Raw genomic sequence first — 23,913 nt, 5'->3', positions numbered from 1 at the left:
TATTCGGAGGCACCCTCATACCCGGTGCGCGTCGGACGTACGATAATGGCTATCAACCACTCACAGACAGACGTCTGCGGCTGCGTGCGGCCCACCGCCTGCGTCGGTCGGAGCGGGGGTCTGTATCTCGTCACTATCAGGCGGATCGGTACCGACTGCGACGATCGGGTTCGGACGGGGCAGGTGAGCGATCGCCTTGACGTCGCGTCGTCGAGCGTAACGGAGATGTTCGATCGACTTGCCGCGACTGGACTCCTCCGATACGAGAAACGAGCCGGAGTTGTCCTCACTGACCGGGGGAGAGCAATCGCGTTGGAACTGGAAGCGCGCCAGTGTGCGGTCCGAACGTTTTTTGATCGTCAAATCGGGTTCGACATGCCCCTCGAAGTGGGCTATCGAATTGGATACGTTCTTCCTGACGAGGCGATCGAACGCCTGCGAGTGCTTGTAGATGGGATATCGAACAGGTGTTCTGCGACGGTACCAACTGAACTCGATCAGTGCCCGTTCGCAGGGACGGAGTGTTGACCTCGCCGACAGTGATATCCCCGAATACGTTCGGGGGAATACGCACCCTACCACCGACACTTAAGCAAATATGGCCACTGAGCAAAACGAAACCGATCGACGCCTAGACGTCCGAGATATCGATGGCGAACCGTTTGGAGACATCATGGCCGAGCTCGAAGCGCTCCCCGACGACGAGACGCTACTGTTGATCAATAGCTTCGAGCCGGAGCCGTTGTATCAGGTCCTCGAAGAGCGCGGATTCCAGTACGAGACGACGTCTGACGGGTCCGACGTGTGGTATATCGAGATCCGACACGAGTGATGTAACTCTTCGAGACCTGTGGATCCTCACCGTGCCGGTTTCCGAACCGGTACCCAAACCGAGACGATGACACCCGAATCTGAGTTCCATTATGACTCCCGAACAGTCCAACACGGAACGGCAGTCGACCTGTCGTGCCGACGCTACCGACACTGAGGTTGACGCCGACTGCATCCGGCGACGACTTCAAAGTCAGTCGGCACGAATCGAACAGCGTGAGGTTAAGGAGGCTCTCTCAAAACTCGAGGCCTGTGGTGACCTGACCGACGAGCAGCGGCGCACCGTCCGGCTGCTCGGACGTATTCTCACTTGGCGGCTAACGATAGCTCCCGAAATGGCGCTAAAACAGAGTTCTCCGGGTGACCGAGCAACTGCCCGTACCGTCGCACGACTGTTCAATATCTCTCTAGAGAATCAATCTGACAGCGATTGTAAGCAGTCGTGATGCGTTCATCTTCGTGTCATACTTCGGTCAACACGAACTCTACACGAAAGGGGACCTCGGAGAAACGGGTCACCACGCATTCGATCACGGCGCGATGCTCGACGGGGACCCAACGTACGTCGTGTTCAACGGGGCTGACCATGGTTTCACGACGGACCGACTCGGCCCAATCGGCGCCGAGGTCAGCGAGACTGTCCGCGTGTTCTTCGTCAACGGCGGGCCGAACCTGTCTAGCCCGCGGCACCCGATCGGCAACGTCTGGTCGCGGCTGTACCGCGACGGCGACCTCATCTCGCCGCTCGGTCGATACGTCGAGACAACGGCCGTTACCCCAGGGACGGCGACCGTTGGAGAGATGGAGTTGATGGTGCCGAGACCGATCAAAATCGTCGATCGTGCGCTCTCGCGTGCGGGGCGTCGCGGTGCGCTCGCGGTCGTGGATGTCAAGAGAGAAATAAGTCTGGATGTCTATGACCCGGACAGCGGCGAGTGAGGACCGATCTCTCACCGCATTCGGACTCCGGAGTACATTTCTGACGTCTCAGACCGGTACGGACCGCAGACTGAGGCTATCCGTCGGCCGAAGATGTCGAGAGAGCATTTATTTCGAGAACTCCTTTTGTCGGCGAACATGTTCGAAGTAATCCTCACTAGGTGGGGTTTGTCCGGCTCCCTATCCGGACAACTCCGCTAGCGTGTATGTAATGGATGATACGGTTGGACAATTGCGAGGCGACGTCGCACGGCGGCAGTTTCTCGCGGCCGTGGGTATCACCGCTACCGCGACGCTTGCGGGCTGTTCCGAGAAGAGTATCGGCGCCCCGGTAGCTGCCGACGAGACGGGGAAAACCGACGGTGTCTCCGAATCGACCCATACGTCTCCTGAACTCGAGCGGTGGGTCGACGAGGTACCTCGACCGGGCGTCATCGAACCGAGCGGCACGAAGGACGGCCAGCCCCACTACGAGGTGGAGATGGCCGAGATCGAACAAAAGCTCCACCGTGACCTCCCACCGACGACCCTGTGGGGCTACGGCAGCCAGTTCCCCGGGCCGACGATCGAAGCTGAGCAGGGCGAACCAATCTACGTTCGATGGCAGAACCACCTGCCGGACGAACATTTGTTCCCTGAGGATCCGACGATCCACGGCGACATCATCCCGTACGACGAGCCGGGTGCCCGCGTCGTCCCCCACCTCCACGGTGGCAACGTCGAACACGAGAGCGACGGGAAACCGCAAGCGTGGTTCACTCGCAACTTCGAACAGACCGGCCCCGACTTCGACAAGAAGGACTACTACTACGCGAACGATCAACCGCCTGCAACCCTCTGGTATCACGACCACTCGCTTGGTATCACGCGGCTAAATGTCTACGCCGGCCTTGCGGGATTCTATCTACTCCGGAGTGATCACGAGCGAGAACTTGACCTCCCGACTGGTGACAACGAGATCCCGCTCGTGTTGCAGGATCGGAGTTTCAACGAGGACGGATCGTTGTATTACCCAACGGACGTCCCGGGTACACAGGAAGGCGGAAGCGACTCACGTCCCGATCCGAGTATCGTCCCGCAGTTTTACGGTGACACGTCGACGGTCAACGGGAAGGCGTGGCCTCGATTGTCCGTCGAGCCCGAACAGTACCGGTTCCGCATGCTCAACGGGGCCAACAGCCGATACTACAATCTCAAACTGCTCGAGTACGACGAAGAATCGGGCAACACGGGCGATGCGGGTCCGCCGTTCGTCCAGATCGGGAACGACGGCGGGCTTCTCTCAGAGCCCGTCGAGACCGCCGGCCGCCTCGAACTCGGCTCGAGTCAACGGGCGGACGTCGTCGTCGACTTTGGCGAGTACGCAGGCGAGACCCTGCTCCTGCATAACGACGCTCCGGCGGAGTATCACGGTACGAGCGGGATCGAGGCGGACGACACCGAGCCCCTTTCGGAGGTCATGCTTGTCGACGTAGCACCAGCAGAGAGCGAGGCGCAGCCCACACAACTCCCAGACAAATTGACGCGAGTACCCGACATTCCTGTCGAGTCGGTTGACACCGAACGCTACCTCACGCTCGCCCGGCAGACGGACGAGTACGATCGCCCGCTGTACGCGCTCGGGACTCGCGATGAGAAGACCGGATTCGACCTCACGGACCCGGTCACCGAGACCCCGACGCTCGGGGACACCGAGGTCTGGAGTCTCGCCAACTTCACGGGGATGTCCCACCCGATGCATCTCCATCTCGTCCATTTCCAGGTGTTAGGGCGACAGTCGGCCGCCGACTATGACCCGTCCGAAGACGGGATCGACCTGGACGCGCTCGACGACCCAGAGTCGTACGAACTCGGGTGGAACGATATGGTCAGCGTCGACCCGGGTGACGTGGTTCACGTGATCGCACACTTCGGGGAGTACAAGGGGCTATTCACCGATCAGACGGGTGACTATATGTGGCATTGTCACATGATCGAACACGAGGACCACGACATGATGCGACCGTTCGAGGTCCTGCCGGCCGATGACGAGGACGAGAGTGACTGATTCGTCGATCGACCCGATCTGCCGGGAACATGTTCGACTCAACCCTCTTGTGCTTCCTCGCTGCATACTGAGGTGCATGATTTTAGGCCAACCTAAAATGTATCAAACAGTCGAGTTATCAGCTGTCGTCGCGCGATCCGCTGTCCGGCGGATCGGCTGTGGCACCCGGCGAGCGGGTGACGCAATATGACTGCCATCGATTTCGACGCGGAACGGACCTACGACGATGAGAAGTTCTCGACGTCCCGGGTGTTCCGGAGCGAACGGATGAAGGTCGTCTGCGGCTACTTCGAACCGGGACAGTTTATCCCGGTCCACGCCCCGTCCAGCGACGTACTGATCGATATTCGGTCTGGCACTGGGCTCGTCCGCGACGGTGACGAGGAACACCGTGTCACATCGGGGGACGTCGTGACCGTCGAAGCCGATACCGATCGGGGCATCAAAGCCGACGACGGGTCGCGGCTCGAAGCGCTGCTCGTTACCGCACCGCCCCCAACTGATGCCGAACACGAACCGGTCCGCCGCGGACTTCGAACCGGCGAGTTCGATCCCACTAATAAATGATGCCGATACACACCCTCGACGAACTGGACGGATAGCCCCACGCCAACGTCTTCGCCGACGTAGAACCAAAGACGATCAGACTTACCCTCGATACGGGTGGCGAAGTCGCACCCCACTCACACCCCGACCGCGAGATCGTATTGTATCTCATTGAGGGAGCGATCGAGTTAGAACTTGGCGACGAGATACACGAGCTGTTCGCAGGTGACGTGGCCCGCTTCGACGGCGATCAAGAGATCGCTCCCTATGCCGTCGAGGAAAGTACCGCCCCTGATCGTCTTGTCGTCTGGGTCCGACGAGTAGTCGGAGGCCAGCGAACGGTACGGCCTCTGCACATGGCAGATTGGTTCTGTTGAGTACGCATTCGTGCGTACATCTTTACGCGGGACTGTGGTAGTGTGGCCTATGCAGGAGTTCACACTTCGAGCTGACGACACTGGAACAATCGAACTCGTCTGTGAGCGAGACGACGAAGAAGCTCCTGCCCCACGTGTGCGCTCGTTCGCTGGACGTGACGAGTTCGGCCTGCTCGTCGATGATTTGACGCCAGGCGAACAGATACTGTTGTTCGTTAACGATACTACCTCTGAGGAGTTACGTTGAGAGTTACTTCCAGCTCCAGCGCTCATTGGGGTGTACTAGCCTTCTCCACATCGCTGAAGATACGTTCTGTGTTGACCGCTATCGGATCAAAACATCAATTTACGAGTTTTTTAATAGAACCAGCATGTTTGGATGGAGATAATTCGATTCGGTCCGAGCTCACCGAGAAGATTAGGTTGATCGTGCCCTGAACACACTCTCGATGAGGTATGCGTAGCCGAACGCACCGAGGAGCGTGAGCCAACGGCCGAGAGCGACCACTCCGGGCGAAAGAGATGTTGTCACGGGATCAAAGATAGCGCTCGCAGCGATACTGAGGACCTCGATCCCAAGTCCGAAAGCAAGCGCGGCAATCACCACGCTTGCGGATCTGTTCGACGACCCGGGAAACACGCCCAGTCGCGGCGGATAAAACTGAAACGAGGTGCCGACGATCATCAAACCGAGAAAGCCGAGTAGATTGACCCGGAGATGAGTCTCGATCAGCGCCGGAGACGCGCCGTCGACAGTAAAGAGACTGCCGAAAAGGACGCCGATGACGCCGAACGTCGTGCTTGGGAGGAGAGCGTACAACCCGACTCGACGCTTGTCGGACCGGATCCACATTCTGAAGACAACGAGTGCGAAGCCGACCATCGCGATCACCATCAATGCGGCACCGAGTGAGAGCAATCGCTCGTCAACGAATCCACCGGCGATGATCCCGGGGGCAGTTGCGGCCGCGGGCAGGACGAGTGCGGCCGACGATCGAGTCGGATGTGCGCCGAGAAACCGTGGAAGCAGTCGAAACCCGAGCGTGACCACGAGCAACGTCGCGGCACCGGCGGCTAAGAGATGCGTTGCGGCGGCCTGCACGCCGATCAGAGGTGGGAGCGCGCTCGTCTGCCCGGCGACAGTCTCGTAGGTCCCGACGAGGAGATACAGGAGAACGATCGGCACGAACCGATTCGCAAATTCGTCGACCGGTCGCCGGTCGGCATTGTGATCCCCGGTTCCAGTCGTCCCGTGTCGGAGTGGACCGGAAATCGTCAGTACGATCGATCCGACGAACACGACGACGCCGATCGTCCAGAGTACACCGCCGAGAACGCCGAAGTCGACACGAAAGTGACGAGTGAGAAGCGGGTCGAGCGCGAGACACGTCGCCCCCGTAACAACGAACGGAAATTGGACCATCGGGGCGTGTTCGAAGACCAGATCAGCGTCGAAATACGCCGGCACGAGGGCGTAGGCTTTACCGAACACGACGTGGAACACGAACCCGAACACGGCCAACACCACCGTTGTGCGTCGTGGGAGGCCGGCGACCGTGGCCACCTGCCAACAACAAAGTGCAAGTACCCCGATGAGGACGTATCGACGCGACCAGCGTGAGATCTCAGCGGTCATGTTTCACTTCTACTATTCTCAATATACTTGATCTGCTCTGCCTGTTGGCTGTTACTGATCGTCAACCGATTTTGTCCGCACGTAGTATGGCCCTTCCCAATTTTGGACCCACTCTGGAGCCGCAGGGTGAGATCGTAACTGATTCGCTTCGTACGATTTATCCGGGAACACAGTTCCCTCCCCGTCAGTTCCGTCTTCCCAGTCCACTACGAACGTCACTGGATCCCGGCTTTCAGCGGGGATCAGCTGTTTGTCTGCTCCATCATCTAAGTGGTACGGTGCGTCGACCCATTCTTGTGGATTAAACGTAATCGCTATTTCTGATTTTTTGTTTGTCATATCTGCCGACATTCTTGTGCGTGTTCTAATATTTTCGTAGAAGTGTAAAAAAGAGTAGGGCGAATCTCACGCCGGTAGATACGAAGCGGCACGATAATCGAAATTCGCGTGAGCGTATTCGCTCGCTTGCAATCTAACAAATCTGTTCATACTGTAATCGGAACACGAAGACGAATCCATTTCCCCTGTGACAGCGAATAGGTGGTATGGCACAGGCTCGACTCAACGTTGATCTCCCGGATGGACCGTGGGTTGGTGAGGTCTCTCGGGCGTTCCCGGAGGCGCGGATTCAGGTACTTAGTGCGACCCCCGGAGACGGTGCGGGGTTCGCGCTCGTAAAGATAACTGCTGACGACATCGATGGAATTCTGGACGCGATAGAGGCTCACGACACGATCGAGGAGATCTCGGTAATGGCATTGAGTGACGGGGTCGTCACTGCCCAGGTTGAGGCGCGCGCACCGTTGTTGATGGCGGCCGCGCGGCAAGCTGGCATCCCGATCGAGATGCCCGTTGAGATAGAGAACGGAGTGGCTCGGATCGATGTCACTGGCCCCCACGAGCGCGTTGCCGACTTCGGGAATATGCTCCAAGCCGTCGGTGCGGAGTTCGACGTCGAGTACGTTCAGCAACGAGTGAACCCGGGTGAATCGCTCACTGAACGGCAGCGAGAAGTGTTGTTCGAAGCGGTCGAACGCGGCTACTACGATGTGCCACGTACCTGTACGCTAACGGAGGTCGCTGAACACGTCGGGATCGCGAAATCCACGTGCAGTGAGACCCTCCAACGCGTCGAACGAACGATCGTCCGGGAATTCGTCGACGATCTCCCTCGAAATCCGATCGAGTTCGACCCCAGCGCGGGGACTGACACGTAAGCCGTCGGTACCACCAATTTGTGGCGAGCTGGGGTCGATTGGGACTGCTCCTGTGACATCTGATCGGACCCTCCAAGAGGCGAGACATCACGAACATGTTCGCACTGATACGGAGGCGTGTACGTCTCATACATACCTCCATGTCTACACGAGACCAGCAATCTAACGACGAACGTACCACCGCTACCTCCGGAACCAACGAGTCAGTACCTTCGTTTCTCAATGAGAACCACGACGCGTCGTGGTCCGCGAACCTCGAACAGGAACGGTACGCTGACGACCGTGAGACCTTGATCGAGCACGCACTCGCTGCCATCAATCAGACGGAAGCAGAGTACCACGTCAACCTTGTCACGCATCCGAACCACGGAACTCCCGAGGAGTACCTCGAAGCGCCGATCCGCGATCAGTACCCGGACGCGGAGACCAGCGTTGTCGATCAGTGCGGTTGTGGCGGCTATGTGTACCGCATCCAGCAGTAACGACGTTTAGTCTCTCTCATCCAACTCGGTTGTGTTGGTTGTGTTGGCTGTGTTGAAATCCTTTGAGAGCGACAGGAAACGCTTACTGAATACAGCAGATGACCATCGTATCCTCGCACCGTACGACCACGCACTTGACATCCTCCTCCGCGTGAACGCGATCGTGGATCTGTGAGCTCCGCCAGAATATTCTGTTATGTGCCGTCTGCCACACCTACCGCCTAGTCAAACAGTGAATGTCCAAGTTTCACAGCGATTCAACACAGTCCCCGAAATAATTTCTGAGAACATGTTCGGCGTTAAACGACGTAATCCTCAGTCGGTGGGGACCTGATTGTGGGTATATCTCACGTGGGGTCGAACGTGCAGATAGAGAAGTGACTGAATATGACAGACACCACTGTTCCAACAACCACACGCCGCCGTGTACTTCAAGCACTAGGCGTCGGTGGAACCGCCGCACTCGCGGGCTGTAACGCCCCCACCGCAGAGAGTCAAGCCACAACACCAACTCCCCCATCCATGAACCCCGCAAAAGAAACGGACGTCGATCGCATCGCCGCAAACCCAACCGATATCCCCGACCCCATCAACCGATCCCAACCAAAAACAGTCAGCGAACACATGACGACGAAGGAACTCGTTGCCGAAGTCGAACCGGGGGTGACGCACACGTACATGACGTTTGACGGGCAGATTCCGGGACCGATGGTTCGAGTTCGCCAAGGTGACACTGTCGAATTCACTATCACTAACGACGAGTCGAACTCGATGCCGCACAACATTGACCTGCACGCTGTTCGGGGGCCTGGAGGGGGCGCTGAAGCCTCGATGGTAGCGCCAGGTGAAACAGCCACGTTCAACTTCAAAGCAACGTACCCCGGGCTGTTCATCTACCACTGTGCAGTCCCACAGCTGGACTATCACATCTCTGCCGGTATGTTCGGCGGGATCTTAGTGGAACCCAAAGAAGGGTTGCCGAGCGTCGATCACGAGTTCTATCTCGGACAGCACGAGCTGTACACCAAGGGTGATGCCGGCGAAGAAGGGCATCACGACTTCGATTTCGACGCGATGAAAAGCGAAGAGCCGACGTACACGCTCATCAACGGTGAAAAGTACGCAATCGGACCGGACGGATACAACGACATGCAAATTGGGACCGACGAAACCGTGCGTGTGTTCTACGCTGTTGGCGGTCCGAACCTTACCAGCAGCTTCCATCCCATCGGGTCCGTGTGGGATGAAGTCTGGCCGCAAGGCTCTATCGCGTCTGACCCACATCGGAGCGTACAAACAACACCCGTCCAACCTGGGAGTACAACCATCGCGACCTTGCATTCCCCGGTTCCCGGACCAATCAAGCTGGTTGACCACTCGCTCTCACGAGTGGCACGTAAAGGCCTGATGGCAGTGATCGATGTACAGGGCGACGAAGACCCCGCAATCTTCGATCCGAACCCTGATCAATCAGACGCTTGACATCCTCCCCTGCGCGACTCTCTTTGTTCACACGTGTATTGTCGCTATGCGCTCGCCTCCACTCCGATTGATCGAAGCAGTACACTGAACGAATTTTGTCGGAATTCGTGGCCGATATTCACGCTGTATTTGGCATAACCGCTGGACTGTCTCTCCAGTAGAGTATTTCAAAAGAGCCGTTGGATTTTAATTGCCACGACACGTCGACTGGTTATCCAATTAACATAGGATGCCTCAGGAAGGATACCGCTGAGCCGACTCAAACCCTGTTCACTCTGAGCGCCTTAGCGAGGCGTTAATCTACGTAAACTGCACCCTTCATGCCAACAGCCTCATGCGGCGTACAAACGTACGTATGGATGCCGGATTCCTCGAAGGTATGCTCGAAGGTATGACCCTCTTCGCCGATAGTGTCGCTCTCGAAGTTCCCGTCGGATCCGGACACATTGTGCTGGCCGCCCTCGCCCGTCCACTCCCAGGTAACTGTCGTCCCGGGCGATACGGCGACCGCTGCCGGACCGAACGCGAGTCCCTCACCGGCGCCGACGCCGACCATCACCGAGTCGGAGCCGGTCATGTCGACCGTCTGCTCGTAGTTGTTGGCATCGTCGAGGAAGCCTCCGTAGTCCGGTTCTTCAGAGAGGAACTCCTGGCCTCCGCTGTCGCCATCACCGCCGTCGCTCCCGTCACCGCCGTCGCTCCCGTCACCGCCGTCGCCGCCGCCGCTACAGCCGGCGAGCGCGGTGGTCGCACCGAGCGCCGCAGTCGTTCGAACGAACGTTCGCCGGTCAAGTGTGCGTCGATTCATACACTTCAAGTAGGGGATTGGAGGGAATATCTTCGGCGGGAATTCTTAAACGGTGGGAGAGTACCCCGAATTATTCGGTGGGGGTTATAAGCGATGAGGACGGTCTCCTCCAATAGATCCGCGAGCAGTTCGAGTGTCTGCCGAAGCGGCTCCGGCGGACCGAGATCGTCGACGTCGAGCGTTTCGGTCGGTCAGTCGGTGCTGCCGTCTCTCCGAGGATCGACACTTTCCGCGCCATTGCCGGGGATCAGCGCCCCTCACGCCCGTTACCTGTCCCGAACGAGTTCGATACCTGCTTCAAGAACTCCTCGCCGCGCGGGCGTTCCTCGTTGACATCGGGAGGATCGCGCTCCCCCGCGTCGTAGGGGTCGGGGACTTCCCAAGTCGGGGCGGCTGCATACTTCGGACCGTCGCTATCTGCGGTGCAGTCGTCGCTGATAACCCGACAGCGACTGATACTCGGTACGGCGGTGCGCAGCCGCTCGATCAGACCATCTTGAGTCGATGGACGGGATCCCGGAAGGGACGGACCAGCAATGGAGAAACGCGGACTGAGGTCGCAGAGCCCGCTACAGCGATGAGACGAGGTCGACCGTCACTGCGTCCGGCTCAACGACACGTCCGCCCTCGGTCTCGACGAACGATTCAGCGGCCGCACTGTCGGCGAAGGGGAGTACGTCCGGTCCCATCGCACCGATCACGCCGGTTTCGACGGCGTAAACGGCATCATCCCAGTCGACGAACGACTCGGCGGAGACGTGCGAAGAGATGACCCGGCCGTCGCCCGCCTCCGTTATCTCGTACTCCACCGCGGCGTAATCGGTGACGTACGTCGCGACCGGTTCGTGGCCGCGATCGACCGCTGCGGCGCGGTCGGTCACCAGTTCGGACAGGCTGTCGTACCAGGCGGGGCCGTCGCGGCCCGGCGGATGGTCACCGGCATAGAACACCTGCCCGTTCGGGCCGCCGTGATCCGCGATCATCATTCCGCATGCGTCACAGGCTTTTCCCTCGTCGAGCGCGACCGGCGCCGGAGGTTCCGTCGGTGCCGACGCCTCGTCGCCGAGGCAGCCGGCGAGTCCGCCGATACCGATGGTTACTGCGGTTGTGACACATTTGAGGACGGACCTGCGCGATGGTCGATCGCCCTCGGATCTCGGGCGGTCGGGCGCATCGGTGGAAGACTGCCCGTTATCTGTTCGGATGTTCGCTTCGTGATGGTGATGACCGTGATTACACATGGGTGGTGGAGTACGGGTGGATGGCGGTCGTGGTGCTGTAGCCGATCGGCATTAGGTCGAACCGCGGGCCCGGTTAGAGCCGACGACGGCGGACGAGTCGTGCTGCGGCAGCGACCGGGATGAGACACCACGCGGCCAGCGCGGCCGCAAGGGACGCCGTCGAGAGGCTGCTGCCGGCGAGGACGGCGGTGAACCCGCCGCCGGCGGTGGTTCCGAGCCCGCTCAACACGAGTACGCGGAACGTACTCACCGGATTCGAGAACACGAACGCCGAGAGGACGGCGTCAGGCAGCTCGAACGCGGCGACAACGCCCAACGCGATCAGGTCGTGGATCAGGACGAACCAGACCCACACGAGCAGCGCTGCACCGAGCGCATGCGTCTTCTCGCGAGCGATGGTCGACAACAGCACCGCAATCGCCAGGAATGCGGCGCCAGCGGCGACGGCGCCAACGAGGAATCCGAGGAAGGATGTCCACTCGCCGATACCGAACTCGCGGACGAGCAGCGCGCCGCTGAATCCGAATCCGAGCACCGTCGCACCCGCGAGTACCGTTAGCCGACCGAGGTACGTCCCGGCGACGACCTCGCTACGGCGGACGGGCAGCGAGAACACGACTGCGAGCCAGCCCTCGTCCTCGCGGCCGACAATGGCGTCGTAGCCCAGCGCGAGCGCCGAGAGCGGGATGAGGTACGCGGCGAGGCTCGTCAGCGACGCCACGACGCGCTCTGCGCCCTCCGGCCCGACCGCGGAACCGCTGAACGTCAGTATCATCGCGCCGAAGACGACGAACAGGCCGGTCAGCGCGAGCGCCCAGCGGCTGCGAACCGCGAGCCGGTACTCGGTCACGGCGACGACGAAGACGTGACGGAGCGTGGCCCGAACACCCTCGGCGGTCGTGGTCTCGGTCGCCCTTGAGGCCGCCGTCGACTCGGAGGTCTCGCCGTCGCCGTCCGGACCTGCGTCTCCGGCGTCGAACACCGCCACGTCCGGATGTCCGCCGTCGGGCCGCGTCTCGGTTGGCTCTGTCTCGGTCATGACGTCACCTCGCCACCGTCGACCGGCGACTCCCTCGCCGGGTCGTCGGCGACCGCCGCTCGGAACACCGCCCGGAGGCCGCCATGGCCGCGACCCTCCTCGGTCCGATCCCCGGTGTTGCGCTCCGCTTCGTCAGCCGGTCCCGCGACATCGGCCACGAGCTCCTGGATGGGACCGGCCGCGCGCACGCGGCCCTCGTGGAGTACGGCCGCGCGGTCACAGAGTCGCTCGACCTCAGAGAGAACGTGCGAGCAGAAGACGACCGTCGCGTCGGTCTCGGCGGTGATCTCCTCGACGATGGCGTGGAACTCGTCGACTCCGCGGGGGTCGAGCCCCGCCGTCGGCTCGTCCAGGATCAGGACGTCGGGGTCCGGTAGAAGTATCGTCGCTAGACCAAGCCGGCGTTGCATCCCGTTCGAGTAGCCCGAGACGCGGCGGTCAGCTTCGTCTGCGGTTAGCCCGACTCGCTCGACGGCGTGGGCGATCCGTCCGTCTCTCGGAAGTCCGCGGATCGCCGAGTGGACGGCGAGGACTTCCCGGCCGGTGAGTCCGTCGGGAAACCCGATGTGTTCGGGGAGATAGCCGACCCGTTCACGAATTTGTCGTCCGTCCTCAGTCACGTCGGATCCGCCGACAGCGACGGTTCCCGTGTCCGGCCGGTCGTGGCCCACGAGCAATCGGAACAGGGTCGATTTTCCGGCCCCGTTCGTGCCCAAAATCCCGAACGTCGACCCGCTCGGGATCGAGAGCGAAAGCCCGTCGAGGGCAGTCACGTCTCCGTACGTCTTCCGAACGTCGCTCGCATCGATTCTCATGCTGTGGCCTCCGTGTTGGTCTCTCGGCCTGAATCCGGCTCCGTCGTCTCGTCCGGTTCGTAGGCGCTCCAATCGTGGTTCGGTTCGGTGAGCGGGCGGTGGTCTACGACGCCGGGCGCCTCGATGACGGGGAAGGAGCTCTCGGCGAGCCGTACCGCCTCGAACGCCGGACTGTTGGCGAACACCGCCGCCTGCGGCCGCTCAGCGACGATGTTCTCGACGAGTCCGACGGGCCGGTGTCGAATCTCGCTTATGCCGTCGCCGTCGCGGTCGACGACGCGGGCGCCCGACCAGTAGTTGCCGCGGTCGGTGTCGTTCCACTTGACGAGCGTGCTCCGCGGCGTCTGAACTGCACGGTCGTTGCGAACGAAGCTGTTGCCCGCGACGACTTCGCTTTCGCTGCCGGCGGAGCTGTGAACCCCGGCTGTGTTGCGGTACAACAGGTTGTCGACGATTCGGTTGTCCTGTGCGTTGTAGATGTACAGGCCGTCGCGGTTCGCCACGAGGTGATTCCCGGCGATCGTCGACTCCTCGATGTCCTTTGCGAGGATGCCATGGCCGCTCGTGTCGTCGCTCCGTAGGGCGGTGTTGTTCCGGACCGTTAGCCCTTCGCTCACCATGAGGGCGTACCCGACGCCGTTATCGGCGGCGACGTTGTTGACGAGGCGGTTGTCATCCGAGTACATGTAGTGGACGCCGTACCGGGTGTGCCGGATTGTGTTGTTCTCGGCGAGGACGTCGGTACTCCACGAGAAGTAGATCCCGTCGCGGACATCGGTGATCTCGGTGTCGCGAATGACGGTTCCGGTCGTCTCGAACAGGTGAATCCCGTTGCCGCGGTCAGTGACCGGGTAGACGTCCTCCCGGCCGTCGATACGCACGTCCTCGATCACTGCCTCGTCGGCCCCATCGATCCAGACCCCGTATGCGGTGTCGGTGACCCGAAGTGTTTCGAGTCGGGTTCCCTCGCCGGCGACGAATACGCCGGCGTCTTCATTATTGAGATCGCTGCCGGAGCCCCGTATCCAGAGTCCGGACACAGTCACGTTTTCGCTGCTGATAGTGAGTACACGACCCTCTCCGCCCCCGTCGATAACGGCGCCGTCTTCACCGGCGACAACAGCGACGTCGGCCGTCGAGACGTTCACCCGCTCAGAGAACCGACCGTTGAGGACAACCGTCTCACCGGGGTCAGCGGCATCGACCGCTGCCTGGACGGTGTCGTAGCGCTCGCTTCCCACAGTAGCGATTCCGACCGATTCAGGCGCTGTGACGTTGCTCGCGGCAAAATTTGTTTCGACGGAAACAGTCGCATTCGTTTCGGTCGCTGGTGTCGAGCCGGCGCCAACGAGTGGGACCACCGCCGCGGCGGCCACGACGAGACAGACAGCGAGTAGGAACCCGACTTCGGATCGGCTACTGGACATGGTCAGTCCCTTCCTCGTCGGTCCTCTCTCGACCTCCGCGGGTCGGTTGTTGGTCGGTGTCATTTGCCGTCCCTCCGCGGACAGTTCCGACCGCGCTGCGGGCCAGCACGGGGAGCTCCGTTACGGTCGCGTCGGTGTCTCGGGCGGCGTACGCGATAGCCAGTAGACCAATAGCGACGACCGTCATATATCCGCCCGGCCCGAACCACGCGAACCCACTAATGTTCGCGACCTCGTATCCCCCGAGTAGCGGGGGAGTGAATCCCTCAATCCCCCTGAGCGGCGCGTCCGGATCAAGCGCGTGACCGGCTTGGTGCAGGCGGTACTGAATAACCCCGAACATCGCGACGAAGACGGCGATTGTGCCAGCGAACTGCGCGGTCAGCCCGAGCTTGAGCTTTCGGACCGTTGGTGCGAGCGCGACGAACACTCCCGTGAACGCGAGCGCGACGAACACGACGGGGCCGAGGAGCCACTCCGGAACCTTGATCGCGTTCTCGTGGACGGCGTAGTTCGGGTCCATATACACCGGGTCCGGGAAGTAGAACCCGGCGTACTTGTTGAGCCCTTGGATCTCGATATAATCGCCGCCCAGACGCGGATAGGCGTACAGATCGATCAACAGCGGCTCACCGGGATACTGCGGTGCGGTGAGCGTGATCCGCCACACCGGAACCAACAGCGCGCCGATCAGCAGCGCCGCTGCGATCAGGGGGAGCGCCCGTCGGATCTCGGTGAACCGCCCAAGCGACGATACCATGAGCTTATTCCTCCGGTTTGACGATGAGCCGCGAGCGCATCTCAAGATGCAGTGCGCTACAGAAGTGCGCACAGTAGATCCAGTAGACCCCCGGATCGTCGGCGGTGAAGGTCACCTTACTCGTCTCCTGCGGTGCGACCCGCATGTGGACGTCGTGTTCGGGGATCGCCACCGAGTGGAGCAGGTCGCTCGTCGTCTCGATGTTCGTCACCTGCATCTCGACGGTGTCGCCCTCCTTGACCGCCATCTCCTGGAATCCGTAGTGGTTTCGCGTCGAGTACATCTTGATCTCGACCCGGTCGTCGCCGACGCGTTCCATGCTCTCCTCGCCCTCGGCGGTGTACTCGAGGTCGATGTCGTCCGGGTCGTACGTCTTCGCCGGGTCGAGCTTCGAACGGTGGCAGATCGAGGCGTCGTGTGGCTCCGCCGTCGCCGGCGAGTCCTTGACGTGTTGCATTCCCGCCTCGTCGTCACCGATGTAGATGAGCTGGTCGTTCTCCGGGTGTTGCGGGCCGACCGGGAGGAACCGGTCCTTGGACAGCTTGTTCAGCGAGATGAGCCAGTCGCCGGCCGGGTCCTCGGTGTACGACTCCGCGGCGATCAGGTGGCCGGGGTTGTAGTGGACGTCGATCTTCTCAATGACTGGACTCTCCGACTTGGGTTCGGCCTCGACGGCCGCCTCGATGTCCCATTTGACGACCTGCGAGTCGATGAACAGCGTGGTGTACGCATGTCCACGACCGTCGTAGGCGGTGTGAAGCGGGCCGAGTCCGAGCTGCGGCTGTCCGACGATGGCGTCGGTCGGATCGTCGACCTCGTCGATCGCGTCGATGTCGATGACCGACGCGGTCGGATCGAGTTTCCCGCTGGCGATCGCGTACTTGTTGTCCGGCGTGACGCTGACGCCGTGCGGACTCTTCGGCGTCGGGATGTAGGTGACGACCGGGTCCTCGCCCTGATTCAGCGGGCTGTCCTTCCGGCCGTCGACGACCGGCACCTCGTTTATGGTCTCGTAGTTGCCGGCCTCGACCGCCTCCTTGATACGAGGGAGGTCGAATGCCTTGACGTTGTCACGGTCGGACCGCGTCATGCCTGACTCGGTGACGGCTCCTTCGCTGTTATAGCCGGTCGTGAAGAAGTACCGGCCCTCCTTGCTCCCGTCGCCGTTGTCCATGTTGCCGTCGACGCGGACTTCCCACTCGACGTTCATCGACTCCGGATCGATCGCCGCGAGGACTGACTCGTAGGCGTCGGGGTCCTCGAGGTCGCGACCGTCGTTGGGCAACGGAACCCGGAACTCGCCGACGCCGAAGATCAGGTCGGTGTCGGGCAACTGCGCGCAGGCGCCGTGTGTCCCCTGCTGGTTCGGGATGTCGACGATGGCGTCCGTCTCGAAGTACGTCAGGTCGATCCGGGCCATCCGGCCGTTCGCCTTGTCGTTGACGTAGGCGAACCGACCGTCGTAGTCACCATCCGTTTGACTGATCCGCGGGTGGTGGGTGTCTCCCCACGTGTAGCCGCCGGCGTTCTCCAACATCTCGCGGCTCCCGTCGTCGTGGCCGTAGCCGGTTGCGCTGTCCCGCTGAAACACGGGGATGCGGATCAGTTCGCGCATGGACGGGAGACCGTACACGCGAACGTCACCCGCCTGTCCGCCGCTGATGAACGCGTAGTACTCGTCTTTCTCCCCCGGTGGGACTGAGTGGTCGGGCGCGGCCGACACCGTCCCGCCGTCGCCGTCGTCGCTAAGCAAACTACTACAACCGGCCAACCCGCTCAGTCCACCGACGGCCGCGCCGGCCTTCATGAAGTCACGGCGTGCCAGCCCGGGCAGCAGTGATTCGTGGGGCTCCTCGGATGCCCCTTCGGTCGATTCATCGTTCGCTGCCTCTTCAGTCGAGCGGCGTTCTTGTTGTGACATTGTGACCTCCGCCGTAGCGCGATCGTCTGCTACGGTCGGGCGTCGTGACCCGACGGATATAGGTTATCGAGGCGATTCCTACCCGATTAGAACCGCGCGAACACGTTCGGGGCCCGCATAGACGCCGGTATTGCAGATAGATCTTGACCGGTTGTCGGTTAGCCCTCTGCTGCGAGAAACGAGTGAACGATCGCCGCCTCTATGGCTCGCGCGTCGTCGGACGGCTCACGCCGATCGTACTTGCCGACACGGCGACGATCGTGCTCGCCGCCGATCGAAACGAGCAGCCCGGGACGTCGCTTCGGGCCAAGAATGAGAATCCGCCGACGGTTCGTCGGAATGAGCCGTTCACCGGACGACGACGGCGCCTTTCATCCCGACGGCCTTGTGTGGCGTACAGACGTACTCGTGAGTACCCGTCTCCTCGAATGTGTACTCGAAGGTATGTCCCTCCTCGTCGATCGTTTCGCTCTGGAACGCACCACTCTCTGCCGAGACGTTGTGGCCGCCGCCCTCGCCGGTCCATTCCCAGACGACGGTCGTCCCAGCGCTTACCGCGATCGCCGGCGGGTCAAACGAGAGGCCGGACCCCGCGCCGACGTTGACGGTCACACTATCGCTTCCGGTCGCGTCGACCGTTCCCTCGTAGTTGTCGACGTCGTCGAACCAGCCGCCGTAGTCCGGTTCTTCGGCGAGGAACTCTGATCCGCCGTCGTCCGATCCGCTGTCGTCTCCCCCGTCGTCGGTCGTCTCATCACCGGAAGTCGTTCCGTCACCGCCGTCTCCGCCGGAACAGCCCGCGAGGAACGTCGCCACCGCTGCTGCTCCCGTCGCTTGTACGAACCGTCGCCGATCGAATCGCGTATCGAGATTCATGTACTCACCCGCCGATAGTCGCTGGGTTGAATTAAACCACCACAGATGGACTCATTCGGCGGGAACATAGCGAACACGTTCGGGACCCTCGTTCACACGTGTGCTGTCGCTATGCGCTCGCTTCCACTCCGATTGACCGAAGCAGTACACTGAATGAATTTTGTCGGGATTCGTGGCAGATATTCACTCCGTATTTGGCTTGACATCCTCCTCCGCCTGAAGGCGGAGGAATCCCGAGCGTTGGGAGTTTCAGGTTTGCAACCATGCTTCTGCCACTTTGCGGGAATCCGTTTAACCCAGTCGTCGTGGTCAGCGGTTGTCTGGCGGTGCCAAACCGCCGGTACTCCTATCCTCGGCCTCGTTGACTCCCATCTGTTGTTTTTGCCAGCAGGGAGTCGCTGACACGTCGGCGGACTCAGAGGTATCGTGGGCTTGCTCGACCAACGGGCACGAGACGAACCCTTCAAGGATTCGTGTTCACCGTGTTGGCGTTCCGGATATTGTCTCATTAGTGGCGGGTAGACCGCCTCCGAAGGTCGTTCGGAATCGCTCCGTTCCGACCTGACCTTACCTGTATATACGAGGTAATCGTAATTAAAAGTGCGGATTGGAAACTCTGAACTGTCGTCGGACGTAGGCTGTTGAACGCACTGTCGGATTCATCCTGCGCCTAAAGGCGCAGGTATTCTCCTTGATTTTCTACAATTAATTTCCACGACACGTCTACGTTTCTCCTTAAGAATCCCTATGAGCACCAACGAACGCACGACGGAGGACGGTTAAAAGCACGTACGTCTCGTACTTCTGGGTCTGGCAATGCTCACAGGGCTGCATGTCCGCAACGATCTCCTCGATCGCATCATCGTACTCGTCGGTGAGCGTAGCGAGCGCGTCTGTAATCTGAGGCTGAACGGCGTCGATCATCTCTTCGACTGCGGTATCCGCTGAATCCGGGAGCGAGTACGAGAGGACGATCGTGTTCGCGTGGTAGTACTTCGTCGTCCCACCGCGACCCTCCTCGAAGCGCACGACGTCGACGAGGCCGGCGTCCCGCAGCTCGTTGATGTGGTGCCGAACCGTGTTCTCGGTCCGGTCGATGCCCCGATCGACGAGGCTCTCGTGGACCTCGGCCGCAGTCAGGGCTTCTCCGGACAGAATATCGAGGATCATCGCTCGCATCGGTTCGTCGATGGCGTCCGAAATTTGCGTGTCTCGCACCGCGATATCGTCGAGGCGGTGGTCAGTGTCTGGATTACTCATACGAGGACTGACTGTGAGCACGCGGAAAAATAGCGGGGTGCGAGCGGAGTTGGTGTCTCTCGAAGAGCAGGGTCCCGACCTGCGAGAGCGAAAGCCCTAGACGACCCGTTTGATTGTTCCAACAACCTATTTCCGTACCCAAACATATCATCTAAAAAATACTTATTGGGGTATGGCCACTATCTCAAATCGCAATGAACGACACAACGCAGTTCCGCGTCTTGGACTTCGACTGTCCGAGTTGTGCAAGCACCGTCGAACGCGCTCTCTCGAACGTCGACGGCGTCGAAGACGTCGAGGTGCACTACTCGACCGGTCGCGTCGAGATCGGGTACGACGACGGCGTCGCCGACCCGGCTATGTTCGAACAGACCATCGAAAACCAGGGCTACACCCCCCAGCCCGCCTAAGGAGATCTATCATGGATACCCAATCGATCAAACGGTACTATCGCCACCATCGGAAGGCCATCGTCGTCGCGATGAGTGGTCTCCTCTACGCTGGCGGCTGGAGTATCGGGTATGTCCCCGGCTTTGACGCCGCGAGCACCGCGATCTTGATCCTCGCGGCGATCATCGGCGGCTACGACATCGCCAAGACCGCCTACTACGAGGTCAAAAGCCGAACACTCGGCATCAAGACGCTGGTGACGCTGGCCGCTGTCGGCGCGATCGCTATTGGATCGTACTGGGAAGCCGCCGCGGTGGTCTTCCTGTTCGCGCTGGGATCGTACCTCGAAGGGCGGACGATGCGCAAGACGCGCAACGCGCTCGAAGAGCTCCTCGAAATGACGCCGGATACGGCCACCGTGCGCCGTGACGGCGAGCAAAAAGCGGTGCCCGCTCGCGAGGTCGAAGCGGGCGAGATCGTCATCGTCAAACCCGGCGAGAAGATCCCCGTCGACGGCGACGTCGTGGAGGGGGAAAGCGCCGTCAATCAAGCACCGGTCACCGGCGAAAGCGCACCCGTCCACAAGGCTGACGGCGACGAAGTCTACGCTGGGACGGTCAACCAAGAAGGAGCGCTGGAAGTCACGACTACCGGTGCCGGTACGGACACGACGCTCCAACGGATCATTCAACGCGTCGAGGAGGCGCAAGAAGCCCAGTCGCCCACCGAGAGTCTGATCGACCGCTTCGCCAAATACTACACTCCGGCCGTCATCGCGCTCGCAATCGGCGCATACGCGGTCACGCAGAACGCGATCCTCTCGCTGACGCTGCTGGTCATCGGCTGTCCCGGTGCGCTGGTCATCGGGCCGCCGGTGAGCATTGTCTCGGCCATCGGTAACGCCGCGCGAAACGGCGTTCTCATGAAGGGCGGTGAGCACCTCGAGCAGGCGGGTAAGATCGACTTGGTCGCCTTCGACAAGACCGGCACGCTCACGAAAGGCGAGACGGCAGTCGCCGACGTCGAAGGGTTCGACACCGATGACGACGAGGTGCTGAACCTGGCGGCCATCGCCGAACTGAAGAGCGAGCACCACCTTGGCGACGCCATCCTCAACGCGGCCCGGAACCGCCGAGATCCCGTGACCGATGGCGGGGTAACGACCACCGAATCGGACACTCCGTCGACGACGGGGACCGGGTCGCTTCCCGAACCGGACGATTTCGAGGTTATCGCCGGGAAGGGCGTTGTCGCCCGCCACGACGGCCGCGAGATCGTCGTCGGGAACCGTGCGTTGCTCGACGAGCGTGGAATCGATCTCCCGGACGATGTCGCCGAGTACGTCCGCGGCCGCGAGGAGCGCGGCGAGACCGCCATCCACGTCGTTCGAGACGGCGTCGTCGTCGGCGCTATCGCGCTCCATGATGGACTGCGCGAGGCCGCGCCTGGCGTTATCCAGGAGTTACGGGATGCCGGGATCGAGACGGTGATGCTGACCGGCGACAACGAACGCGTCGCAGCCGCAGTCGCCGAAGAGATCGGGATCGACGACTACCGCGCCGAGTTGCTGCCCGAGGACAAGCAGGATGTCGTCACGGAGTATCAGGCCGACGGGCAGGTCGTCGCGATGGTCGGCGACGGCATCAACGACGCGCCGGCACTGGCGACTGCCGACGTCGGGGTTGCCATGGGCGCGGCCGGGACGGACACGGCCATCGAGACGGCCGACATCGCGCTGATGGCCGACGACCTCGAACGCATCCCCTACGCGGTGAAACTCAGCAAGGCCACGCGCTGGAACGTCCTCGAGAACGTCGGGCTGGCCCTCGTGGTGGTGACGCTGCTGCTCGCGGGCGTGCTGACGAGCTACGTCACCCTCGCGCTCGGGATGCTCGTCCACGAGGCCAGCGTCCTCGCCGTGATCGGCAACGGCATGCGCCTGCTGCGGTACTGAACGGCATCGAATCGCGAACGACCGATCGCAACCGACTCACAATGTCAGAAAACACGACTCCGACCGACACGAACCGCACCGAGGAGAATTGGGCCGTCGAATACGACGTCGAACCGATCCGCGTCCGCGATCCCGTCGCGGAAGCACTCGGTGTCCTCGAACCGGGCGCTCCGTTCGTCATCACCTACATGGACGCGGTGAAAGAAGCGGGACACTCCTGTCCGACCGCCTCGGGGGCCTACCGGATCGCCCAGCTCGGACTCGACGCGCTGTACCCCGACAGCGATCCCGTCCGAAGCGAGATCGAAGTGCAGGCGGCAGGTCCGCGGGACGACGCCGCATACGGCGTGATGAGCCGCATGATCTCGTACATCACTGGTGCGACCGAAGACGACGGCTTCGGCGGGCTCGCCGGCGGCTACGGCGGCCGCCGTGACCTCTTGCGCTTCGAGTCGTTCGACCCGGACACGGCGGAGCCGACGTTCCGCTTCCGCCGAACCGACACGGACCAGACTGTCGAAGTAACGTACCACGTCGGCGAGGTTCCAGACGGCGGACCCGCGATCGGGAACCTCCAGGGTATTCTCGACGGGTCGGCGAGCGACCAGCAGCGGAAGGCCTTCTCCGACGCCTGGCACCGCCGCGTGCGGGTCGTCCTCAGCGACGACTCACTGTTCACCGTGGAAACAGTCTAGCCCGTCAAAAACCTCGTTACGACGGGCTTTGACAGCCGGTCACGATTTTTGCCGTAGGGCTGTTACACGTTCATATGTTCCTCGGCGAACCAGTGGATGATGTGACCCTCAGCTCGGTGGAGCACGTCGCTGCACGTCGCGTTCGCGATGTCGAGCGACTCAGCCACGTCACCTAACGTCGATTCCCGTGGTGTACGGTAGTAGCCTGCTCCGACAGCGGCCAGCAGCACTTCTTGCTGTCGGTCTGTCAGTAACTGGTCCGCTTGGCTTGCGTCGATCTCTCGCACATACTCGATGGCAAAGCCGATGCCCAAATCGTCGAGGTGATCGCCGAGACTCGAGAGCCGACTCGTGGATGTCGTCACCTCCCACGTTGCCTCCCCATTCTGAATATCGAAGGGCATCTTGAGCGGGACACCGGCTCGCAAGACCGGCAGAAGCGGGAGTGGATTCATTGTCTCTATCTGGAGGAGCGCCTCGTCGTCGTGTTTCCAGAGCAGTTCGAGATCCTCGATGTCGTCACGAGACTGCATGTCGGTGATAATCGGTAGCGGGTCGGTCGCAATGAGTCGGACGAGTCCAATACCGGTTCTTTCACCTGGGATACTCGTGACGACCTGAAACACGACCTCCGGATAATTGGTTGAGAGGTCACCAATCCAGGTATGATCTGGAAGATCTATTACGAGTTTCGCGTGTGGCATCGCCGGTAGGTTCCCCTAACAGACCGCTTATAATACCAGCGGTTACAAACATGTTAGGGTGTCACCCAATAATTTGAGAGCTTCGAGTGTGACGTGAATAGTTCCCAGGAGGTGACTCCGTTTGAGATACTGAACGGTGTTTTAATAGTAGATCCAGTTTGACGATGTCGGCATCGCTGGTGGCTTGAGAGAGTGTCTGAACGATCTCCTCGCCTTCTATTTCAACCAGTGGATCGATCTTGACGAGCGGCATCCGATCTGACGTAGGACGTCGAACTCAGTAGATTCGGATGCGAACATATTAGATTACAGCATATATATTCGTATAAATGGATAATGGTCTGGTCCTTCTTCATTAACTAACGTGCCTAACACTCCATTCAAGCGGCGAGATGATGGCGATACGCGGGACACACGGAGTCGCATCCGCAGACGTGTTATTCTCGTACTGTTCCTCACGGCAGTC

General features: G+C 61.0%; 24 protein-coding genes and 1 pseudogene. 14 read left to right on the top strand and 11 right to left on the bottom strand.

The genetic code is table 11. The annotated features are described in order from the left end of the window. Positions 1 to 45 precede the first annotated feature (45 nt). From ACNS88_RS10095 to ACNS88_RS10060, 8 genes and pseudogenes are all read left to right on the top strand, one after another. Positions 46 to 528, top strand: coding sequence for a metal-dependent transcriptional regulator (locus tag ACNS88_RS10095; protein WP_435096753.1), 483 nt, complete (start codon positions 46 to 48; stop codon positions 526 to 528). Positions 529 to 598: 70 nt separating this feature from the next. Continuing rightward, positions 599 to 832, top strand: a complete 234-nt coding sequence (locus ACNS88_RS10090) for a DUF2249 domain-containing protein (protein ID WP_435096750.1) — start codon at positions 599 to 601, stop codon at positions 830 to 832. Between the two features lie 91 nt (positions 833 to 923). Next, complete coding sequence (locus ACNS88_RS10085; protein WP_435096747.1) at positions 924 to 1,277, top strand: glutamyl-tRNA reductase; 354 nt, start codon at positions 924 to 926, stop codon at positions 1,275 to 1,277. A gap of 19 nt (positions 1,278 to 1,296) precedes the next feature. After that, positions 1,297 to 1,770: pseudogene (locus tag ACNS88_RS10080) on the top strand (cupredoxin domain-containing protein); the annotation flags it as partial. A gap of 211 nt (positions 1,771 to 1,981) precedes the next feature. Then, positions 1,982 to 3,817: a multicopper oxidase family protein gene (locus ACNS88_RS10075; protein WP_435096744.1), complete on the top strand. Its 1,836-nt coding sequence runs from the start codon at positions 1,982 to 1,984 to the stop codon at positions 3,815 to 3,817. Between the two features lie 186 nt (positions 3,818 to 4,003). Continuing rightward, the gene (locus ACNS88_RS10070; RefSeq protein ID WP_435096741.1) at positions 4,004 to 4,384 is read left to right on the top strand and encodes a cupin domain-containing protein; all 381 of its coding nucleotides are present in this window, start codon (positions 4,004 to 4,006) and stop codon (positions 4,382 to 4,384) included. A 140-nt stretch (positions 4,385 to 4,524) separates the two neighbouring features. Further along, the gene (locus ACNS88_RS10065) at positions 4,525 to 4,740 is read left to right on the top strand and encodes a cupin domain-containing protein (RefSeq protein ID WP_435096738.1); all 216 of its coding nucleotides are present in this window, start codon (positions 4,525 to 4,527) and stop codon (positions 4,738 to 4,740) included. A gap of 49 nt (positions 4,741 to 4,789) precedes the next feature. Beyond that, on the top strand, positions 4,790 to 4,987 hold the full coding sequence (locus ACNS88_RS10060) for a hypothetical protein (RefSeq protein WP_435096735.1): 198 nt from the start codon (positions 4,790 to 4,792) through the stop codon (positions 4,985 to 4,987). 171 nt (positions 4,988 to 5,158) lie between these two features. Here the strand turns inward: ACNS88_RS10060 and ACNS88_RS10055 are convergent, their stop codons facing one another. Beyond that, entirely contained in the window at positions 5,159 to 6,376 is a 1,218-nt protein-coding gene (locus ACNS88_RS10055) for a hypothetical protein (protein ID WP_435096732.1), read from the bottom strand. 545 nt (positions 6,377 to 6,921) lie between these two features. On the opposite strand from ACNS88_RS10055, the gene ACNS88_RS10050 reads away from it, so the two are divergent. The 3 genes from ACNS88_RS10050 to nirK all read left to right on the top strand — a co-directional run bounded on the left by ACNS88_RS10050 (position 6,922) and on the right by nirK (position 9,557). After that, positions 6,922 to 7,593, top strand: coding sequence for a helix-turn-helix domain-containing protein (locus ACNS88_RS10050; protein ID WP_435096729.1), 672 nt, complete (start codon positions 6,922 to 6,924; stop codon positions 7,591 to 7,593). 140 nt (positions 7,594 to 7,733) lie between these two features. After that, positions 7,734 to 8,075: a CGCGG family putative rSAM-modified RiPP protein gene (locus ACNS88_RS10045; protein ID WP_435096726.1), complete on the top strand. Its 342-nt coding sequence runs from the start codon at positions 7,734 to 7,736 to the stop codon at positions 8,073 to 8,075. Between the two features lie 387 nt (positions 8,076 to 8,462). After that, on the top strand, positions 8,463 to 9,557 hold the full coding sequence (gene nirK, locus ACNS88_RS10040; RefSeq protein ID WP_435096723.1) for a copper-containing nitrite reductase: 1,095 nt from the start codon (positions 8,463 to 8,465) through the stop codon (positions 9,555 to 9,557). Positions 9,558 to 9,852: 295 nt separating this feature from the next. Here nirK and ACNS88_RS10035 read toward each other — a convergent pair whose 3' ends face one another. The 9 genes from ACNS88_RS10035 to ACNS88_RS09995 all read right to left on the bottom strand — a co-directional run bounded on the left by ACNS88_RS10035 (position 9,853) and on the right by ACNS88_RS09995 (position 19,704). Next, positions 9,853 to 10,365: a halocyanin domain-containing protein gene (locus tag ACNS88_RS10035; protein ID WP_435096720.1), complete on the bottom strand. Its 513-nt coding sequence runs from the start codon at positions 10,363 to 10,365 to the stop codon at positions 9,853 to 9,855. A gap of 569 nt (positions 10,366 to 10,934) precedes the next feature. Further along, positions 10,935 to 11,606 carry a nitrous oxide reductase accessory protein NosL gene (locus ACNS88_RS10030; protein ID WP_435096717.1) on the bottom strand — a complete coding sequence of 224 codons (672 nt, stop codon included), beginning with the start codon at positions 11,604 to 11,606 and terminating at the stop codon, positions 10,935 to 10,937. A gap of 73 nt (positions 11,607 to 11,679) precedes the next feature. Further along, positions 11,680 to 12,645, bottom strand: coding sequence for an ABC transporter permease (locus tag ACNS88_RS10025; RefSeq protein ID WP_435096714.1), 966 nt, complete (start codon positions 12,643 to 12,645; stop codon positions 11,680 to 11,682). Beyond that, positions 12,642 to 13,460, bottom strand: coding sequence for an ABC transporter ATP-binding protein (locus tag ACNS88_RS10020; RefSeq protein ID WP_435096711.1), 819 nt, complete (start codon positions 13,458 to 13,460; stop codon positions 12,642 to 12,644). Before ACNS88_RS10020 ends, ACNS88_RS10025 begins: the two co-directional genes overlap by 4 nt. After that, positions 13,457 to 14,887, bottom strand: a complete 1,431-nt coding sequence (gene nosD / locus ACNS88_RS10015) for a nitrous oxide reductase family maturation protein NosD (protein WP_435096708.1) — start codon at positions 14,885 to 14,887, stop codon at positions 13,457 to 13,459. The genes ACNS88_RS10020 and nosD overlap by 4 nt, the downstream gene beginning before the upstream one ends. Continuing rightward, positions 14,877 to 15,647, bottom strand: a complete 771-nt coding sequence (locus ACNS88_RS10010) for a hypothetical protein (protein ID WP_435096705.1) — start codon at positions 15,645 to 15,647, stop codon at positions 14,877 to 14,879. Before ACNS88_RS10010 ends, nosD begins: the two co-directional genes overlap by 11 nt. Positions 15,648 to 15,651: 4 nt before the next feature. Then, positions 15,652 to 17,568 (bottom strand): TAT-dependent nitrous-oxide reductase, encoded by a 1,917-nt coding sequence (gene nosZ, locus ACNS88_RS10005; protein ID WP_435096702.1) that lies wholly within the window; start codon positions 17,566 to 17,568, stop codon positions 15,652 to 15,654. A 348-nt stretch (positions 17,569 to 17,916) separates the two neighbouring features. After that, positions 17,917 to 18,444, bottom strand: coding sequence for a halocyanin domain-containing protein (locus tag ACNS88_RS10000; RefSeq protein WP_435096699.1), 528 nt, complete (start codon positions 18,442 to 18,444; stop codon positions 17,917 to 17,919). 735 nt (positions 18,445 to 19,179) lie between these two features. Continuing rightward, the gene (locus ACNS88_RS09995) at positions 19,180 to 19,704 is read right to left on the bottom strand and encodes an ArsR/SmtB family transcription factor (RefSeq protein WP_435096696.1); all 525 of its coding nucleotides are present in this window, start codon (positions 19,702 to 19,704) and stop codon (positions 19,180 to 19,182) included. A gap of 194 nt (positions 19,705 to 19,898) precedes the next feature. Here ACNS88_RS09995 and ACNS88_RS09990 point away from each other — a divergent pair, with 194 nt between their 5' ends. Genes ACNS88_RS09990 through ACNS88_RS09980 form a run of 3 tightly spaced genes read left to right on the top strand, consistent with a single transcriptional unit; the run spans position 19,899 to position 22,743 of the window. Then, a complete protein-coding gene (locus ACNS88_RS09990) occupies positions 19,899 to 20,114 on the top strand; it encodes a heavy-metal-associated domain-containing protein (protein WP_435096693.1) in 216 nt (71 codons plus the stop codon). Positions 20,115 to 20,125: 11 nt separating this feature from the next. Further along, a complete protein-coding gene (locus ACNS88_RS09985) occupies positions 20,126 to 22,048 on the top strand; it encodes a heavy metal translocating P-type ATPase (RefSeq protein WP_435096690.1) in 1,923 nt (640 codons plus the stop codon). A 41-nt stretch (positions 22,049 to 22,089) separates the two neighbouring features. Then, on the top strand, positions 22,090 to 22,743 hold the full coding sequence (locus ACNS88_RS09980) for a hypothetical protein (protein WP_435096687.1): 654 nt from the start codon (positions 22,090 to 22,092) through the stop codon (positions 22,741 to 22,743). A 62-nt stretch (positions 22,744 to 22,805) separates the two neighbouring features. Here ACNS88_RS09980 and ACNS88_RS09975 read toward each other — a convergent pair whose 3' ends face one another. Continuing rightward, positions 22,806 to 23,276, bottom strand: coding sequence for a helix-turn-helix domain-containing protein (locus ACNS88_RS09975; protein ID WP_435096684.1), 471 nt, complete (start codon positions 23,274 to 23,276; stop codon positions 22,806 to 22,808). Between the last annotated feature and the right edge of the window lie 637 nt (positions 23,277 to 23,913).

The organism is Halorubrum shenae, assembly GCF_051194165.1.
Lineage (GTDB): Archaea > Halobacteriota > Halobacteria > Halobacteriales > Haloferacaceae > Halorubrum.
The sequence above is the reverse complement of the archived record's forward strand: the minus strand, read 5'-3'. Positions and strand labels throughout refer to the sequence as shown.